This window comes from Arthrobacter sp. NPDC058127 (genome assembly GCF_042884555.1).
Classification (GTDB): Bacteria; Actinomycetota; Actinomycetes; order Actinomycetales; family Micrococcaceae; genus Arthrobacter.
On the sequence record NZ_JBHVTT010000019.1, the window covers coordinates 91,002 to 107,958 of the forward strand.

Annotated in this window: 18 protein-coding genes; 13 read left to right on the forward strand and 5 right to left on the reverse strand. The window is 63.6% G+C overall.

The window, feature by feature from the left end; translation table 11 throughout:
- Nucleotides 1–504 carry a GNAT family N-acetyltransferase gene (locus ACFVTG_RS20280; RefSeq protein ID WP_390282657.1) on the forward strand — a complete coding sequence of 168 codons (504 nt, stop codon included), beginning with the start codon at nt 1–3 and terminating at the stop codon, nt 502–504.
- Nucleotides 505–594: 90 nt separating this feature from the next.
- The gene (locus tag ACFVTG_RS20285) at nt 595–1,485 is read left to right on the forward strand and encodes a spermidine synthase (protein ID WP_390282659.1); all 891 of its coding nucleotides are present in this window, start codon (nt 595–597) and stop codon (nt 1,483–1,485) included.
- A gap of 96 nt (nt 1,486–1,581) precedes the next feature.
- Here ACFVTG_RS20285 and ACFVTG_RS20290 read toward each other — a convergent pair whose 3' ends face one another.
- Nucleotides 1,582–2,478: a LysR family transcriptional regulator gene (locus tag ACFVTG_RS20290; protein ID WP_390282661.1), complete on the reverse strand. Its 897-nt coding sequence runs from the start codon at nt 2,476–2,478 to the stop codon at nt 1,582–1,584.
- 129 nt (nt 2,479–2,607) lie between these two features.
- Between ACFVTG_RS20290 and ACFVTG_RS20295 the strand changes: the two genes are divergently transcribed.
- From ACFVTG_RS20295 to ACFVTG_RS20330, 8 genes are all read left to right on the forward strand, one after another.
- Nucleotides 2,608–3,984, forward strand: a complete 1,377-nt coding sequence (locus ACFVTG_RS20295; protein WP_390282663.1) for an MFS transporter — start codon at nt 2,608–2,610, stop codon at nt 3,982–3,984.
- The gene (locus ACFVTG_RS20300) at nt 3,981–4,724 is read left to right on the forward strand and encodes a 3-hydroxybutyrate dehydrogenase (RefSeq protein WP_390282665.1); all 744 of its coding nucleotides are present in this window, start codon (nt 3,981–3,983) and stop codon (nt 4,722–4,724) included. The genes ACFVTG_RS20295 and ACFVTG_RS20300 overlap by 4 nt, the downstream gene beginning before the upstream one ends.
- Nucleotides 4,725–4,770: 46 nt before the next feature.
- Nucleotides 4,771–5,913 (forward strand): diguanylate cyclase, encoded by a 1,143-nt coding sequence (locus tag ACFVTG_RS20305; RefSeq protein WP_390282667.1) that lies wholly within the window; start codon nt 4,771–4,773, stop codon nt 5,911–5,913.
- Nucleotides 5,914–6,066: 153 nt separating this feature from the next.
- On the forward strand, nt 6,067–7,503 hold the full coding sequence (locus ACFVTG_RS20310) for a glycoside hydrolase (protein ID WP_390282669.1): 1,437 nt from the start codon (nt 6,067–6,069) through the stop codon (nt 7,501–7,503).
- A 47-nt stretch (nt 7,504–7,550) separates the two neighbouring features.
- Nucleotides 7,551–8,885: an extracellular solute-binding protein gene (locus tag ACFVTG_RS20315; protein ID WP_284754487.1), complete on the forward strand. Its 1,335-nt coding sequence runs from the start codon at nt 7,551–7,553 to the stop codon at nt 8,883–8,885.
- A gap of 46 nt (nt 8,886–8,931) precedes the next feature.
- Complete coding sequence (locus tag ACFVTG_RS20320; RefSeq protein WP_284754488.1) at nt 8,932–9,813, forward strand: sugar ABC transporter permease; 882 nt, start codon at nt 8,932–8,934, stop codon at nt 9,811–9,813.
- On the forward strand, nt 9,810–10,715 hold the full coding sequence (locus ACFVTG_RS20325) for a carbohydrate ABC transporter permease (protein ID WP_390282672.1): 906 nt from the start codon (nt 9,810–9,812) through the stop codon (nt 10,713–10,715). Before ACFVTG_RS20320 ends, ACFVTG_RS20325 begins: the two co-directional genes overlap by 4 nt.
- Before the next feature lie 37 nt (nt 10,716–10,752).
- The gene (locus ACFVTG_RS20330; RefSeq protein ID WP_390282674.1) at nt 10,753–11,847 is read left to right on the forward strand and encodes a LacI family DNA-binding transcriptional regulator; all 1,095 of its coding nucleotides are present in this window, start codon (nt 10,753–10,755) and stop codon (nt 11,845–11,847) included.
- Here ACFVTG_RS20330 and ACFVTG_RS20335 read toward each other — a convergent pair.
- Nucleotides 11,825–12,046 carry a helix-turn-helix domain-containing protein gene (locus ACFVTG_RS20335; RefSeq protein WP_390282676.1) on the reverse strand — a complete coding sequence of 74 codons (222 nt, stop codon included), beginning with the start codon at nt 12,044–12,046 and terminating at the stop codon, nt 11,825–11,827. The two genes, ACFVTG_RS20330 and ACFVTG_RS20335, sit on opposite strands and share 23 nt — an antisense overlap.
- A gap of 2 nt (nt 12,047–12,048) precedes the next feature.
- Entirely contained in the window at nt 12,049–12,333 is a 285-nt protein-coding gene (locus ACFVTG_RS20340) for a hypothetical protein (protein ID WP_390282677.1), read from the reverse strand.
- Nucleotides 12,334–12,585: 252 nt separating this feature from the next.
- Between ACFVTG_RS20340 and ACFVTG_RS20345 the strand changes: the two genes are divergently transcribed.
- Nucleotides 12,586–13,254: a hypothetical protein gene (locus ACFVTG_RS20345; RefSeq protein ID WP_390282678.1), complete on the forward strand. Its 669-nt coding sequence runs from the start codon at nt 12,586–12,588 to the stop codon at nt 13,252–13,254.
- 30 nt (nt 13,255–13,284) lie between these two features.
- On the opposite strand, the gene ACFVTG_RS20350 is transcribed toward ACFVTG_RS20345, so the two are convergent.
- A complete protein-coding gene (locus ACFVTG_RS20350) occupies nt 13,285–13,920 on the reverse strand; it encodes a LysE family translocator (RefSeq protein WP_390282679.1) in 636 nt (211 codons plus the stop codon).
- 67 nt (nt 13,921–13,987) lie between these two features.
- Entirely contained in the window at nt 13,988–15,478 is a 1,491-nt protein-coding gene (locus ACFVTG_RS20355) for an amino acid permease (protein WP_390282680.1), read from the reverse strand.
- 286 nt (nt 15,479–15,764) lie between these two features.
- Here ACFVTG_RS20355 and ACFVTG_RS20360 point away from each other — a divergent pair, with 286 nt between their 5' ends.
- Entirely contained in the window at nt 15,765–16,568 is an 804-nt protein-coding gene (locus ACFVTG_RS20360; protein WP_269994168.1) for an IclR family transcriptional regulator, read from the forward strand.
- 246 nt (nt 16,569–16,814) lie between these two features.
- On the forward strand, nt 16,815–16,957 hold a 143-nt coding region (locus ACFVTG_RS20365), incomplete at its 3' end, for a hypothetical protein (RefSeq protein ID WP_390282682.1).

Below are 16,957 nucleotides of genomic sequence, written 5' to 3' on the forward strand. Positions count from 1 at the left end.
ATGGAATTTACCCTCCGCCCGGCAACGGTGGACGACGCTGAACCCCTGACACGCATGCACTTGGCTGCCTGGCGGGAAAGCTACGGGCACCTCTTGCCCGAGGAGTTCTTCGACTTCCGTGAGGCCACCATCAACACGCGGATCGAGAGGCAGCGGGAAGCTTTGGCTGGTTCGTACAAGCCGATGCTCGCCCATGATTCCGACGGCGCCTTGGTGGGCATCGCCTTCGCCCGCGAGGCCCCGGAGGAGGACCGGCCTTGCGAGCTGCAACTGCAGGTGATCTATACCTTGCGTCGCGTGCACGGTTTGGGCGTGGGGCAAGCATTGGTCGACGCCGTGATCGGCAACTCTGCCGCCTTTCTTTGGGTGCTTGAAGACAACCCCCGGGCCCAGGCTTTCTACCGCAAGAACGGCTTCCGGGCCGATGGTACGCGCCAGCTCTTGCCGCCCGAATGGCACGAACTGCCGGAGATCCGGATGGTGCGTGCCGCCGTCGGGGGCTGACCGCCGGATGGTGCGTGCCGCCGTCGGGGGCTGACCGCTAGGCAGCGGCGTCAATTATGGTTGAAGCATGACCGGAAGAGGGCGGCTGTAGTGGCGAAGCGTGGCAAGGGCAGGGGCGCCGGGCAATCCGCCGGGGTCATCGAGGTGCCCGCGGGCACGAAGCCGAACGGTCCCGTGGAGGGCGTTTACTACATCGACACCGGCGACTGCGAACTCGTTGCCGACCCCGACAATTCCAACGGCTGGCTCCTGAAGATCAACGGCGTCATGAGCTCGCACATCGATGTTGCAGAGCCGTTGTTCCTGGACTTCGAGTACATGCGCTGGATTGCGGCGCTGGTTGAATCAAAATGGCCCCCCGAGTCCAGGCCGAAGCTTCGTGCCTTGCATCTTGGCGGCGGAGCATGTTCTCTGGCCCGGTACGTCCATGCCGCCTACCCGGACGCGCGCCAAGTGGTAGTGGAACTGGACGGCAAGCTGGCCGAATACGTGCGCGGCTGGTTCGATCTACCGAAGGCTCCGTTGCTGCGAATCCGGGTGGGCGAAGCGAGGGAAGTCACGGAAAGCCTCACTCCGGACACCCGGGACCTCATCATCCGGGACGTCTTTGCCGGGGCTTTCACTCCGAGGGCGCTCACAACCCGAGAATTCAACGATCACGCGTCGAAAGTGCTGGCCCCGGGCGGGCTCTATGTGGTGAATTCCGGAGACGCGCCGGACCTCAAGAACGCCCGCGAAGACGCCGCGACGATCGCAGACACTTTCGCGCACACCATGATCATCGCCGACCCCGCGATGCTCAAGGGCCGGCGATACGGAAACATGATCATGGCCGGCAGCCACGAGCCGTTCGGCGACGACCCTCAACTGGCCCGGAAGCTCCTCGGCGGGGCGGTTCCCGCGCATATCTGGAACGATGCCATGGTCCGGGCATTCGCCGTCGGCGCCCAGATCCGGCACGACCCGCGTCCAGCCGCCTGACCAGGGCGTATATGTGAGCGAGCGTCTGCCGGGGAGGGCTTGTATGTGAGCGAGCGTGGGCCGGGGAGGGCCTGTATGTGAGCGAGCGTCGGAACCTTAGTGGCGTGCCAGCAGCAGCTCGCGGTGGGCGGCCGTCTCCTCTTGCAGCGCATGCACGACGGCGGCAACGGCGGGGCGGCGCATCGAGTCGGGCCGTAGGACCATCCAATAGGGGAGCAGCTCCGCGAAATCGGCGGGCAGCAGCCGCACCAGGTCCGGGTGCCGGTCCGCCATGAAGCACGGCAGGAAGCCGATACCGGCCCCGGCGCGGGTGGCCTCCACGTGGACGAACACGTTAGTGGAGCTCAATCCGTCGCGCATGGACGGGACCAGCCGGCGAGGGGCGTCGAGATCGTCCACTTGCAGCATGGAGTCCACGAAATAGACCAACTGATGCCGCGTCAGCTCTTCCACGGTGCCCGGTACTCCGTGGAAAGCCAAGTACTCGCGCGAGGCATACATTCCCAGCATGTACTCGCCCAGCCGCACGGCCTCGGCCCGGTGCACCTGGGGTTCGCCCACCACCACCTCCAGATCCAGGCCGGAACGCTGCTGGAGCGCACGGCGGGTCACGGTGATGATCTCCACGGTGAGGCCCGGATGCGATCGCCGCAAGCGCGCCACGGCGGGCGCTGCAATGTATGCGCTGAAACCGTCAGTTGCGGTCATGCGCACGACACCGGCAATGGGGTCCGGCGTGTGGTCTTCCGGTCCCAGCGTGCCCACCGCCGCTTCGATCCGCTCTGCCACGCCCACGGCTTCGGCGCCGAGCTCCGTGACTTCCCAGCCACCTGCCGCCCGCGCGAGGACCCTGCCGCCGAGCGCTTTCTCAAGCGCGGCGATCCTGCGGGAAACGGTGGTGTGGTTCAGCCCCAAGGCTTGGGCCGCCGTCGTGAACTTTCCTGAGCGCGATACCGCGAGGAGGACCAGGAGGTCGTCGGGATTCGGATTCATATCTGCAATTCTGCACACACTTGGTGCCATTTTGGCTATTGATGCACCCGTAATGTGCGGCAATACTCATTGGAGCATTTCGTGTTGTGGATCACAGCACGTGTCAGTGTGGACACTAAGGAGATGGACATGAGCGTAGGACAACGCTCCGCAGCAGGCGCCGCCACCGGAAAAGGCGCAGGCCTCAAGAAGATCGTTGCCGCCTCGATGGTGGGCACCGTGGTGGAATGGTACGAATTCTTCCTCTACGCCACCGCCGCAACGCTGGTTTTCGGCAAGTACTTCTTCCCTCCCACGGGCAACGACCTTGATGGCATCATCCAGGCGTTCCTGACGTACGCGGTGGGCTTCGTGGCCCGGCCCCTGGGCGGGATCGTCTTCGGCCAGATCGGCGACAAGCTCGGCCGCAAACCCACCCTGCAGCTCACCATCGTGATTGTCGGCGTGTCCACCTTCCTCATGGGCTGCCTCCCCGGCTTCGCGGACCTCGGTTACTGGGCGCCGGCCATGCTCGTGGCGCTCCGCTTCATCCAGGGCTTCGCGCTGGGCGGCGAATGGGGCGGCGCGGTGCTGCTGGTGGCGGAACACAGCCCCAAGGAGTCCCGCGGATTCTGGTCAAGCTGGCCGCAGGCCGCCGTTCCTGTCGGCAACCTCCTCGCCACGCTGGTCCTGTTCATCATGTCCACCACCCTCAGCAGCGCGGCCTTCCTCGGCTGGGGATGGCGTGTGGCCTTCTGGCTCTCTGCCGTGATCGTCTTCGTGGGCTACTACATCCGCACCCACGTGACCGAGGCCCCGATCTTCCTTGAGGCGAAGGCCCAGGTGGAGAAGGAACAAGCCATCAGCTACGGCGTCGGCGAAGTCATCCGCAAGTACCCCAAGGGCATCTTGCAGGCCATGGGACTGAGGCTCGCCGAGAACATCATGTACTACCTTGTGGTGAGCTTCTCCATCGTGTACCTCAAGAGCGTGGACAAGTACGACACCTCGTCCTTGCTGCTCGCCCTGCTGATCGCACACGTTGTCCACTTCGTCGTCATCCCGCAGATCGGCCGGCTGGCAGACACTTGGGGGCGCAAGCCGGTTTACCTGATCGGTGCCATAAGCGGTGCCACCTGGCCGTTCTTCGCCTTCCCCATGTTCGACACCAGGAATCCCGTGGTGATCGTTGCCGCCGTGACCATCGGCCTCTGCCTGCACGCCTTCATGTACGCAGGGCAGCCGGCCATCATGACCGAGCTCTTCCCCACCCGGATGCGCTACTCGGGCGTCTCCCTTGGCTCGCAGGTCACCTCGATCTTCGCCGGTTCGCTGGCCCCGCTCCTGGCGACCCAATGGCTCAAGGACACCGGATCCTGGATGCCCACGGCAATCTACCTGGTGATCTCCTGCGCGATTACCGCCGTCGTCGTCTTGACGCTCAAGGAGACCCGCGGGGTGGCGCTGGAAGACGTTGACAACGCCGACGCCGTTCGCCACGGCCTCCCCATGGGTGCCCGCGCATGAGCCTGGAGGGCCGCAAGGCCCTGGTCACCGGCGGGGCGGGCGGCATCGGGGCGGCATGTGCCACGGCCCTCGCCGCGCGGGGCGCGAAGGTTGTAGTGGCCGACGTCGATGCCGCCGGAGCCGCGGAGCTCGCCGACAAGCTGGGCGGTACCGCCTGGGCCGTCGACTTGCTCGACACCGAGGCGCTCGCCGGACTCAGCCTGGATTGCGACATCCTCATCAACAATGCCGGCATCCAGAAGGTCGCTCCCATCGAGGAGTTCGAGCCGGCAGACTTCCGCCGCATCCTGGCCCTCATGCTCGAGGCCCCTTTCCTGCTCATCCGGGCCGCACTCCCGCACATGTACGCCAACGGATTCGGCCGGATCATCAACATTTCTTCGGTCCACGGGCTGCGGGCGTCGGAGTTCAAGAGCGCGTATGTCTCGGCCAAGCACGGGCTAGAGGGGCTCAGCAAGGTGACGGCCCTCGAGGGCGGCCAGCGCGGGGTCACGTCCAACTGCATCAATCCGGGGTACGTGCGTACGCCCCTCGTTCAGAAGCAGATCGCGGACCAGGCTCTGCTGCACGGCATCCCTGAATCCGAGGTCCTGGCGAAGGTCATGCTGACGGAGTCCGCGGTGAAGCGCCTCGTGGAGCCCGAGGAAGTCGCGTCGCTGGCAGCGTGGATAGCGTCCGACGACGCCGGCATGGTCACCGGCGCCAGCTACACGATGGACGGGGGCTGGTCCGCCCGCTAACTAACCCCCTCGATGTCGTAGGCTGGTGCGCACGAGGGGAGCGAATATGGGTCTCGATCCGGTCAGCTTGAAGATAGCTCTGGGCATTGTCGCGTCTACGCTCTGCCTGCTGTTTTTCGGATCGTTCCGCCGGACCCGCTCCGCGTACAGCGGCTGGTGGTGCCTCGCCCTCGTTTTCTTGCTCTCGGGCAACATGGCGTACCTGCTCACCGGGACATCCCAGCAAATCTGGGCGGGTCCCCTCGGCAACGCTTTGCTGGTGGCAGGGGCATTCAGCGTGTGGGCGGGCTCGCGTTCCCTGCGCTTGCTTCCGACGCCGCGATGGCAGCTCCTCACCGGGCCCGCTGCCACCGCTGTGGCCGCCTCGCTGGAGAATCCAGCCACCAACGCTTGGTCCGGTGGCCTGGTGTATTTGGCCATGATGTCCTTGGGCATGGGTCTGGCAACAGTGGAACTCTGGCGGTTGAAGCCCAGCGTTTCACACGCCCACCGCTCCTTGGCGCTCGCCGCAGGGGTACTGGCGTCCTTCTTCCTCTGCCGGGGGATCGCCTACGTTCTGGAAGGACCCGACGGCCCGGATTTCGGCACCTATCTCAGCTCCGCAACCACCAGCGTGGTCACTATCGTGCTTCTGGTCACCGTGTCCTTCAGCATGACTGCGCTGAGCAACGAGCAGCTCATCAACGGGCTCAACGAACGCGCCACCCGGGACGGCCTGACGGGGCTCCTCAACCGCACCGCCTTCATGGAGCTGGCAACCCAGGAAATCAGCAGGCTGCACTCTGCGGGGTCGATCTCCACCTTGATCCTCGCCGACCTTGACCATTTCAAGGCCCTCAACGACAGCCATGGCCACGCGGCGGGCGACACCGCCATCCAGGCCTTCGCCGCCGCGTGCCAGGCTTCAGTCCGCCACACAGACCTTGTCGGGAGGTATGGCGGAGAGGAATTCACCATCCTGCTTCCAGGGGCCGACCTGGAGAGCTCAGAAATCATTGCCAACGAAATCAGCCGCCGTTTGGCCTCGGCAGAACCACCGGACGGCGTCACCTTCCCCACGGTGAGTTATGGGATCGCCCCGAGCACCCTCGCCAACGCTGAGGTGGCCCCCATGATCGCGGCCGCCGACAAAGCCCTCTACCAGGCCAAGTCCCTTGGACGGAACCGCGCGGTCTGCGCAACTTCCTGACCGCCGTCGCGCGCTGACTCGCGCAGCGCTGAGCCGATCCTGCACCCCTGGGATAAGCCCTTAAAACAATCTGCTTAAACGCTTGATCAAAAGTGTGACCTCGGTTACGCTTGCAGTGATCAAACGCTTTAGCAGAAATGGACATCAACGCCGATGACTTACTCAGTCTTCTTCCAACCCACCGATGGATGGGTCGGAGACGTGATCCCGTTCCAGAAAGACGGGGAGTTTTGGCTTTTCTATCTGCACGAGGTGCGGAAGGACCCGAAGCCGGGAACATCCTGGAACCTCGTGACCACCAAGGACCTCACGCGGTTCGAGGACCATGGAGTGTCGCTGCATCATGGCAGGGAGGTCGAGGCAGACTTCAATGCCTACACCGGCAGTGTGGTGTGCGACGAGTCCGGAATTCACCACCTGTTCTATACGGGACAGAATCCCCGGCACCTCGGCTCCGACGGGGCCCCGCTGCAACTCGTCATGCACGCCACGAGCACGGACGGAATGCTGACGTGGGTCAAGCATCCGGAACTGACCTTCGGCGCCCCGGTCGGCTACGAATCCGGCGACTGGCGCGATCCGTTCGTCTTCAAGGACGAGGCAAGCGGTTTGTGGCGGATGCTGCTGGCCGCACGGCACGCGGACGGTCCGGACCGCCGTCGCGGAGTGATCGCCCAATGCGTGTCCGCGGACTTGATGAGCTGGGAGCACACTGAGCCGTTCTGGGATCCGCGCCGCTACATCACGCACGAATGCCCCGACGTTTTCGCTTGGGGCGACTGGTGGTACCTGGTCTATTCGGAATTCTCCGAGTCGTTCACCACCCGCTACCGCATGGCGAAGAGTCCCGACGGGCCCTGGATCGTGCCGGCGCGGGACACCGTTGACGGCCGCGCCTTCTATGCCTCGAAGACGGCCGAGCGGGATGGCCGCCGGTTCTTCTTCGGCTGGATCGCCAGCAAAGCGGAAAACCACGACGACGGCGCCTGGCAGTGGGCGGGAACGATGTCCGTCCTCGAGGCCCGGCAGAACGACGACGGCACCCTCGCCTTTTCCCTCGCCGACGAACTTGTCGACAGCTTCTGGGACGACATCCCGGTAAGCCTCGGCAGCGATCTTCCTGCGGCGCTGCATTCTCCCGACGGGTACACGGCGATTGTGTCCGACGAGGTCCTCCCGCAGCAGTTCTACGCCCGGGCGGTGCTGCAGATAGAACCCGATACCACCGAATGCGGCTTGCTGCTCCGCTCAAGCGCGGACGGGGATGAGTCCTACATCATCCGCCTGGAACCGAAGCGCGGACGCATGGTGTTTGACCGATGGCCCCGCGAAATAACCGGCGACGCACAATGGCACGTCTCGGGGGATGTCCCCTTCGAGATCGAGCTGGAACGCCCCTGCGAGCTCGTCCCCGGAGAGCACATCCTCGAACTTGTCGTTGACGGGGACCTTTGCGTCGCCGTCGTCGACCGGCAGGTCGCCCTAAGCGCCCGGATCTACGGGCTACCGGACGGCCGGATCGGCGTTTTCGCCGGTGAAGGCACCACCACTCTCACTGAACTTGAGATACGTAAGCGCACAGACAACTAAATACCCAGCGCCAGGCCTCCGTTCAAATCAAAGGAGATTGTCCCCCCATGAAGAAACTCATGCGAACGGCCGCTGTAGCAGCGGCCGCAGCCCTCGCCCTCTCCGCCTGCGGCGGTGGAGGTGCCGGCAGCGCCTCCAACGTCAACCCAACTGGAGACATCAAACCACGGCAAATCTCGTGGCTTCTGTCCCGGCCGGCTGACGGGGCGGTCATCAACATCATGAAAAAGATCGCTGATGAATACGCCCAGAACCATCCCGGCTTTTCCCTCAACCTGATCACGACCCCCGACCGGCCCTCGTACATCCAGAAGTACGAAACCCTCGCCGCCGCGAACAAGCTTCCCGAGCTGTTCGACACGGACGCGACCCCCTTCGCCCAGCAACTCGCCAAGCAAGGCAAGATGGTCGATGCCGAGAAGCTGCTCAAGGACCTCGGTGTCTACGACACGTACCGGACGAACGCACTGAATTACCAACGCTTCGACGACGGATCCCTCTACATGATCCCGTTCCAGTTCGAGCTCGAGTACTTTTGGTACAACAAGGCTCTCTTCCAGCAGGCTGGAGTATCAGTGCCGAAGTCACTCGACGACATCCCCGCGATGTGCACCGCCCTGCGCAAGGCCGGGATCACGCCCCTCGCCCTTGACGGCCAGGACCAGTGGCCGCTTGAGCGCTATGTCTCCTACCAGCCCTTCCGCGACGCCGGACCCGACTTCGTGCAGAAGCTCAAGAAGGGTGACGCGAAGTTCAGCGACGCCACCGGCCAGAAGACAGTCAACTGGATAAGCCAGCTCGGAGGAGCCGGTTGCTTCCAGGACGGCTTCTCGTCCCAGGGTTACTCCGACGCCCAGAACCTGTTCACCTCCGGCAAGGCCGCCATGTACAACATCGGCACCTGGGAACTGTCCAGCCTCGCGACCGACAAGCTGAACCCAACGGTGCGTAACGACGTCGACTACTTCACGCTTCCGGCCACGCCGAGCTCCGCAACGGCCGCAAATGAGTACGTGGCAACCTCCGGGATCGGCATGGCGGTCAACTCGAAGACCTTCGACCCGCTCGTGAGCGACTTCCTGAAGTTCGCACTTGCCAAGTACCCCTCGGAATATGCGGCCACGGGCGCCCTCTCGCCGACCACGAATGTCCAGACGACGATTCCTGCCAACGCCACGCCGCTGTACAAGAAGGCAATCGACCAGGCGAAGGATCTCGGATCGAAGCTCGCGATGCCTTGGGACACGCAGCTTGATCCGACCACCAACAGCAGGCTGCAGCAAGAGCTCGTGCTCTTGGCCCAGGGCAACGTCAAGCCGGCCGAGTTCACCAGCACGATGGATAGCACCATCGCACAGAACGCTCCTAAGTTCTTCAAATAACACGCAGCGGTGGGGGGCTCAGGCCCCCCACCCGAAAGGCCCTCCCATGCTTCCCAATCGATCACGACTCTCAGTCCTGGTCTTCCTGCTCCCGCCGCTGCTTCTCTACGGCGTCGCCGTGCTGTTTCCGATCCTGCAGTCGCTGTTCCTCAGCTTCTTCTCCTGGAACGGCATCAGTGACATGGAGTTCGTGGGCTTCGCGAACTACGTGCACATGCTCACTGGTGACGGCGTTTTCTGGCGTTCCTTCTTCAACGCCCTCGGCTACCTCGCCATCTGCCTCGTCCTCCAGTTGGGCGGCGCGTTGTTCGTCGCCAGCCTCCTGACCTCGCTGCGAAGGGGCCGCGAACTCGTCAAAACCCTGTATCTCCTGCCTGCGGTGATCTCGACGGTAGCCATCGCCTTCCTCTTCGTACGCATCTATTCGATCGACCCGGTGGGGCTTCTCAACCAGGTCCTCGGCTGGATCGGTCTCGGCGCCCTCGAACGTCCCTGGCTTTCCGACGTCAATACTGTCCTCGCGGCGGTTTCAGCACCCGAAGGCTGGCGGTTCACGGGACTCTACATGCTCATCATCTATGCGGCGCTGCTCGCCGTCCCGCAGGAACTTGAAGAGGCGGCACGCCTGGACGGCGCCAATCGATGGCAGCTGTTCACCAAAATCAGGTTCCCGCACATCCGGCCCGTGTGGATCACCACCACCATCATGGCCACGACCTACGGCCTGCGCGGATTCGATATCCCTTACCTCATGACCAACGGCGGTCCCGGCCAGTCCTCGGAGCTCCTGACGACGTACATGTACAAAACCGCGTTCACCAGCACCGACTTCGGCTACGCCAGCACCATCTCGGTGTTCATCGTGGTGGAGTGCCTCGTCGCCGTCGGGTTCATCTTGCTCATGCTCAAACGAAAGGCTGACGCATGACCGCGCAAACAGCCCCCGTTACCCGGCCGATCCCCGCCCCGCCAAGCACGCCGGCGCCCCAACGTCGGCGGCGTAAGCCAAACGTCTTCCGAAGCTTGTCGAGGGCGCTGATCGTCCTCATCGTCGTGGTGCAGGTCTATCCCCTCGCCTGGCTGTTCCTCACGAGCCTGCGCAACGAGCACGACTTCGCCACCGGTGATCCCTTCGCGCTGCCGAGCTCCATAAGCTTCGACAACTACGTTCGTGCGTTCCAGACAGGCAACCTCGGCCAGAACATCCTGAACAGTTTCATCGTCACGATGGGTGCCAACCTCCTGATCGTCCTGCTGGGGATGATGGCGGCCTATGCGTTGCAGGTCCTCGGATTCCGCTTCAGCAAATTCGTCCGTGGCCTCTTCCTGATCGGCATCATCGTGCCGGTGCAGATCGCGCTTGTGCCGCTGTTCATCGACTATTCGTCCGTGAACCTGCTGGACACCTACCAATCGATGATCATTCCCTTGGCGGGGTTCGCCCTTCCCATGTCGATCTACCTCTTCTCATCGTTCTTTGAATACATTCCCCGGGAGACTTATGAGGCAGCCTCGTTGGACGGCGCCGGCCCGTACCGGATCTTCGGGCTGATCACCCTTCCGCTCTCGACCAACACGGTAGTGACGGTGGTCCTGGTGAACAGCATCTTCATCTGGAATGACTTCATCTTCGCGAACACGTTCGTGCTTTCCGAAGGGCTCAAGACGATCCCGCTGGGGCTGCAGAACTACATCGGAGCAATGGGCAAGGTCGACTGGACCGCGACATTCGCCGCCGTCTGCATCACCATCACGCCTTTGCTGCTCGTGTTCCTCGTCCTCAACAAGGCGATGATCCAGGGCCTCGAGAGCGGGGCGACGAAGGGGTGAGAAAGCGGCCACTGGATAGACTGTGAGAGGAGGGCCAATGACGTCTGAAAAAAGCTTGAAAGAACCCGAGGTGAACCCCTCGCATCCACCGACGACTCCGAGGACGAGTCATCCGGTGACGATGCGGGAGGTAGCGGAAGGGGCTGGAGTCTCCGTTGCCACGGTTTCCCTCGTGATCAACAACAAGAAAGACGCCAGGATCGGCGCCGCGACCCGCAAACGCGTCTTGGAAACCATCCGTGAACTGGGATACCGCCCAAACGCCCTCGCGAAGAACCTCGTGAGCGGCAGTTCACGGTTCATTGGCCTCGTCGCTGACGCGATCGCCACGACTCCCTTCGCAGGGCAAATCATCCATGGCGCCCAGGACGAAGCTTGGAAGCACGGATTCGTTCTGTTGGTCGCCAATACCGAGGGCGACGAGCCCGTGGAAAAAGACGCCATCTCGATGATGCTCGAGCACAAGGTTCGCGGCATCCTTTACTCCACCTGGTTCCACCGCCCAACCGAGATCCCCGCTGCGTTGCAAGAGACCGACTTCGTGCTGGTGAACTGCTTCTCCCCGGACTCCGACGCCTTGGCGGTGGTCCCGGATGAAGTCCATGGCGGACGGGAAGCCACGGAAATCCTCGTGCGCAAGGGGCACCGACGGATCGCCTTCATCAACGCGACGATTCCTGCCCCTGCGAAGGACGGACGCCTCCAGGGCTACCGGGAAGCGCTCGAGTCTGCAGGAATCGCTTTCGATCCACACCTCGTGTTCGACGCGTATCCTGACCAGGAAGGCGGCTACGGAGCAGTCGAGGAACTGCTCAAGCGGGACGTCACGGCAGTCTTCTGCTACAACGACCGTATGGCCATGGGTCTCTACGACGGGCTGAAGCAGCGAGGGTTGTCCATTCCCGAAGACATGGCCGTCGTCGGGTTCGACAACCAGGAAGTCATTGCCGCACACATGCGGCCACCACTATCCACGGTTGCGCTGCCGCACTACGAGCTCGGCGCCGCGGGCGTGCGCCTGCTCCTCGGCGTCGACGAAGCGGCGGGCAGCCCGGTGGTAAAGCTTGAATGCCCTCCGGTGGAGCGCGAATCCGTTGGACCGAATACCCTTACTGCTCCTCGTTTACCGTAGGCCCGGCCTCGTCCACGGCGGAATGCTCGATGTAGGATTCCACGGCCGATTCCGGAACACGGTAGGACCGCCCGAACCGCACGGCGTGGATTGCGTGCGAGTTCACGAGGCGGTAGACGGTCATCCTGGACACCCGCAGTGCCTGGGCAACCTCGGCGATTGTCATGAACCGGTTGGCTGGAATGTCTGCTGCAGCCATGTTCACCACGGCCTCCTCAACTGGCGGTAGTCGTAGTAGACCACCGTGCCACCCGTTGGCACGACGGTTCGCAAGCCAATCGTTGAGCCTTTGATGACGGCCACCACGCCTTCCTGGGACCCGTTGAAGGGATCGTCTCCAGCCAAGTAGTCGCCCACCTTGAACGGGGACGTAGTCGTTTTGGCCTGCTTGGCTGCCCGGGAAAATATCCGGCGTAGTGTTCTGGCCGGCGCGAAGACCCGGCGCACCCGCATCTGAACGATGTACCTCGATGTGGGATCAAACATCAGAACCACTTCCTTGCAGTTGCTGGTGCCAAGGGTAGTCGCGGGCCACACGAGACACATGAGTGACTTGCACCCGTTATGCCACATGGGCCACTCACGTCACTTGGCGCACTACTCGGATCACGTCCCAAGGCAAGCAAGTGGTCGCCCGAGTAGTCAGGGCAAAAGACGGGTAGGGGCCACGCGCGCCAGCCCGGTTGAACAGTCCCTACGCTCAAAGCAAATGTTCCGTCAGGTCTGGGAGGGGGAACAATGAGGCGAGCTGCAAAAGCAGGAATCGTGGTTGCGGGCGTGGTGGCGGTCGGGCTGGCAGGTGCGATCACCCTCAACGCCACGCAGACATCATCAAACTCAATTGCCGGCGCCGCGCCGTCGACTACCATCAGCGCGGCGGCCTCTGCGCCTGGTAAAACCAAGATGCCGACCGCGACGCCGAAAGCCACGGCGTCAGCGACAGCCGCTCACGCCTCGGCCGGGGCAACATCACCCAGCGCTGCGCCTTCAAGCCAGGCCCCGGTCTCCGCCCCGGCGAGCAGTGCCAAGCCCGATAACCCGGTCGCACCGGCACCGGCTCCCGCCGCTCCTGCTCCTGCCCCTGCGGCCCCTGCTCCGGCCCCTGTGGCACCGGGCCTTGACACGGCCGGGATCCAACGCATCAAGGACAGCTGCACCGCCCGGCTTCAAAGCGACGCTGCCAACTCCGGAATAGTGACCGGAACAGTGGTTCCGCGGCCATTCACGGTTGTCTCGATTGCCTTCTCCGGGAACCCGGTGGAGTCAACCGCGGCCTCCGGTTTGGCGTCATACGACATCCTCATGAAGATCACCACCAAACTTGTTGATGGTCCTGCCCAGGACAGCGTGCGGGTTTGCCGGGTCTACGACTCGGATTCGCACGTGGATTGGCTTCCGGCCGGCTGATTCGGCGATTGCTCCCGGGCTCCCAGCCCGCTAGGACTTGGCGCCTGTGAGCGCCAGGGTTCCGCCCAGCCCGATCATCATGACCCCGCCCGTTGCTCCCAAGGTGGAGATCCGGCGCGGGGAGCGGGCAAACCAATGGCGTGCCGTTCCCGCGGCAAGGGCCCAGATGCTGTCGGATATCAGCGCGATCACCAGGAAAACGGCCCCCAGCTCGGCGAGCTGAAGGGGAATGCTGCCGCTCGAATATCCGACGAATTGGGGCAGCACGGCCACGAAGAACACGATCGACTTCGGGTTGCTCGCACCGACGATAAAGCCCTCGCGGATCAGCCGCCACATGGACCGCGACGGAGCCGGCCCGGCCGCCGTCGAACGCCCGCCACGGTGACGGATCGCCTGCACCCCGAGGTAGACCAAATACGCTGCGCCGGCGAACTTGATGATGGTGAACAGCACGATCGACTGCGCCAGGACCGCACCGAGCCCCAGAGCCACAGCGATGATCTGCGGAACCATGCCAAGGGCGTTCCCGAGCACGCTGAGGAGCCCGCCTTTGCGGCCGAGGGCGAGGGAACGCCCGATCACAAAAAGAACGCTTGGACCGGGGACTGCGATGAGGACCAGTGCGGCCAGCGCGAACGCCAGGAGGTTGGTGAACGGAACCATTCCTGATGATAGCGCTTGCCTGCGGTGACGGTCGATGGTTAGTGGCGGGCCGCCGTCGTCGTCCTCGTCAGGGACGCTCGGCGTACTGGGCGACCACGGGAATAGAGGACGTCTCGTCGACCAGGTCGGCGCGCACCCGGCCGCCCCCGCGAACCCACAGCTTGTAGGCCAGTACCAGCAGCCCGAGCCACACCGCGCCTACATACAAGGCCACGCGGGTGTCCTCGAAGACGCCAAGGATGACGATCACCAGGGCCATGAACGCGATGGTCAACACGGACGCCGCGGGCCACCACGGCGACGCGAATTCCGACGCCGGGAGTCCCTTGCGCTTGATCTCCCGCTTCATGGCGACATGCGAGGCGAGGATCATGACCCACACCCACACCGTCGCGAAAGTGGCGATCGAAGCGATCACCAGGAACACGTCCTCGGGGATTACCGCGTTGAGCACCACGCCCACCAGCAGGATTCCGCCCATGAGGACCACGGTCATCCACGGAACGCCGTGCCTTGAGATCTTGCCGAAACTCTTCGGGGCATGTCCTTGCTGGGAGAGCCCGAAGAGGATGCGTCCGGCGCCGAAGATGTCGCTATTGATGGCTGACAGTGCCGAGGTGATGACCACGGCATTGAGGATGTGGGGCGCGGCGGGGATGCCGAGGCCGCTGAAGATCTGCACAAACGGGCTGCCGTTGTTCCCGATTTCGTTCCAGGGGAACAGGCTCATGAGCACACCGAGGGTCAGGACGTAGAACAGCAGTACGCGCACCGGGACGGTATTGACGGCCTGCGGAATGACCTTCTTGGGGTCGGCGGCTTCGCCTGCCGTGATGCCGATCGTTTCGATCCCGCCGAAGGCGAACATCACGACGGCGAACGAGGCCAGGAGTCCGCCGAAACCGTTCGGGAACATGCCGCCGTGGTCAACGAGGTTCCCCAGCCCCGGTGCCGCGCCGCCGTTGCCGGAGTGGAAGCCGAACACGATGATCGCAGCGCCGCCCGCAATCATGGCGATGATGGCCACCACCTTGATGAGCGAGAACCAAAACTCGAGTTCCCCGAAGACCTTGACGCTCAGGAGGTTCATGGCGCCAAGGAGGAGGATGATCGCGAGGACCCAGATCCATCGGTCCACCTGCGGGAACCAGAAGCCCATGTAGATACTGAATGCCGTCACGTCCGCGATCGCCACGATGGCCATTTCAAAGACATAGGTCCACCCGGTGATGAATCCTGCCAGCGGTCCGAGGTAGCGGCTGGCGTACTGGCCGAACGAGCCGGAGACGGGGTGGCGGACGGCCATCTCGCCGAGGGCCCGCATCACCATGAAGACGGCGGCGCCACCGATCATATATGCGAAGAGAACCGACGGGCCGGCCTTTTGGATCGCAGACGCAGAACCGTAGAAGAGACCTGTTCCGATGGCCGAACCGAGGGCCATGAAGCGGATGTGGCGGACATTGAGGCCACGGCTGAGAACGGTGGTTACCGCGCCTTCGACGCCTTCGACGACTTTGGCGGCCGGCGTCCTGACGGCTGTTGGGGCTTGCTGCATGCGAATACCTTCTCGTCATTGGGAGGGGGACTGTTAACCAGCAGACCATTTCGGAGCGTCCTGTGATGGGTCTCACGGCGCATCGTTGTCTCGGTTCTCAGACGCTGCGCCGCGGAGCGATTGCCTCGTGGGCAAATGTCTGGTATTCCAGACACCTTAATGTTCTGATTGGCTTTTAGATCCGCTCCATGGGGCGCACGCTTAAGTACGGGATCCCGGACACCCACCTTGCCGTCTTTGTGGCGGAGGGGCAGGCCGGGCATTACCGTGCACTCGAAGAGGAGCCATGACCATACAGCCGTCCACCCAAGGCCGGGCCGCTTCCAAAGTCCCGGCCGCCGAGAACACCCTGCGTATCCTGAAGTTGCTCGCTTCCCGGCGTGGCCCGATGGCCGCGTCAAACATCGCCACGGCGCTTGGCCTTCCCCGGTCCAGTGTCTACCACCTGCTTGGCGTCATGGAGGCCAACGGTTTCGTCCTCCACCTTCATGAGGAGCAGCGCTACGGGCTGGGTATCAGCGCCTTTGAACTCAGTTCGGCGTACTCGCGGCAAGAGCCTTTGTCGCGGCTCGGCCGCCCCATGCTTGCCGCCCTGGTGGATGCGATCGGCGAGAGCGCCCACTTGGCCGTCCTGCACGGCCGCGATGTGCTCTACATCGTGGAGGAGCGGGCCAAGAACCGCCCGTCCCTCGTGACCGACGTCGGGGTCCGGCTTCCCAGCCACCTCACGGCCAGCGGGCGCGCGATCCTGGCCGCACTGCCGAAATCGCAGGTCAGGGCCCTGTACCCGAATGCTGCCGCCTTTACTGCCCGGCACGAGATGGAATCGCCCATCATGAAGTACTCGGCCTTGTCCTCGCATTTGGACCAGGTCAGGCAGCGCGGCTACGCCACCGAACACGGCGAAGTCACGCCCGGCTTCGGTTCGGTGGCCGCCGCCGTCACCGACCATTTGGGATGGCCGACGGCGGCAGTCGCCGTGACATTCCTCGAGGACCGGGTGCCGGTTGAGGAATGGCCCGCACTGGCCGCCCGCATCCAGAAAACAGCGGACGAACTCTCGATCCGCATCCACGGGCGTCCCTCCTAACCCTCCCCACCCAACTAGTCCCCACCGCCTCCCTAACCTCGCTTCGCTCGGCAAGGGAACCCTGGCGGCGTGGGCCCCGCAGTAGTTGTCGTTTTGGGCCCTCATAACGACATCAAATGCTAGCCAGTTGAGTCTGGTATTCCGGACAGCACCCTCCATAAAGCCATTCCAAGACCCTTGCGGAGGGGCTCTACTGGATACAGAAGGAACTTCCACCTAGCAACCTCCAGAGACGAAGGAGTCATCATGGCACCCGCCGATTTCACTACCGGAGCTCGTCCGGTCAAGGCCGCGCGCGGCACCGAGCTGACGGCCAAGAGCTGGCAGACCGAAGCGCCGTTGCGCATGTTGATGAACAACCTGGACCCGGAGGTAGCCGAGCGCCCGGA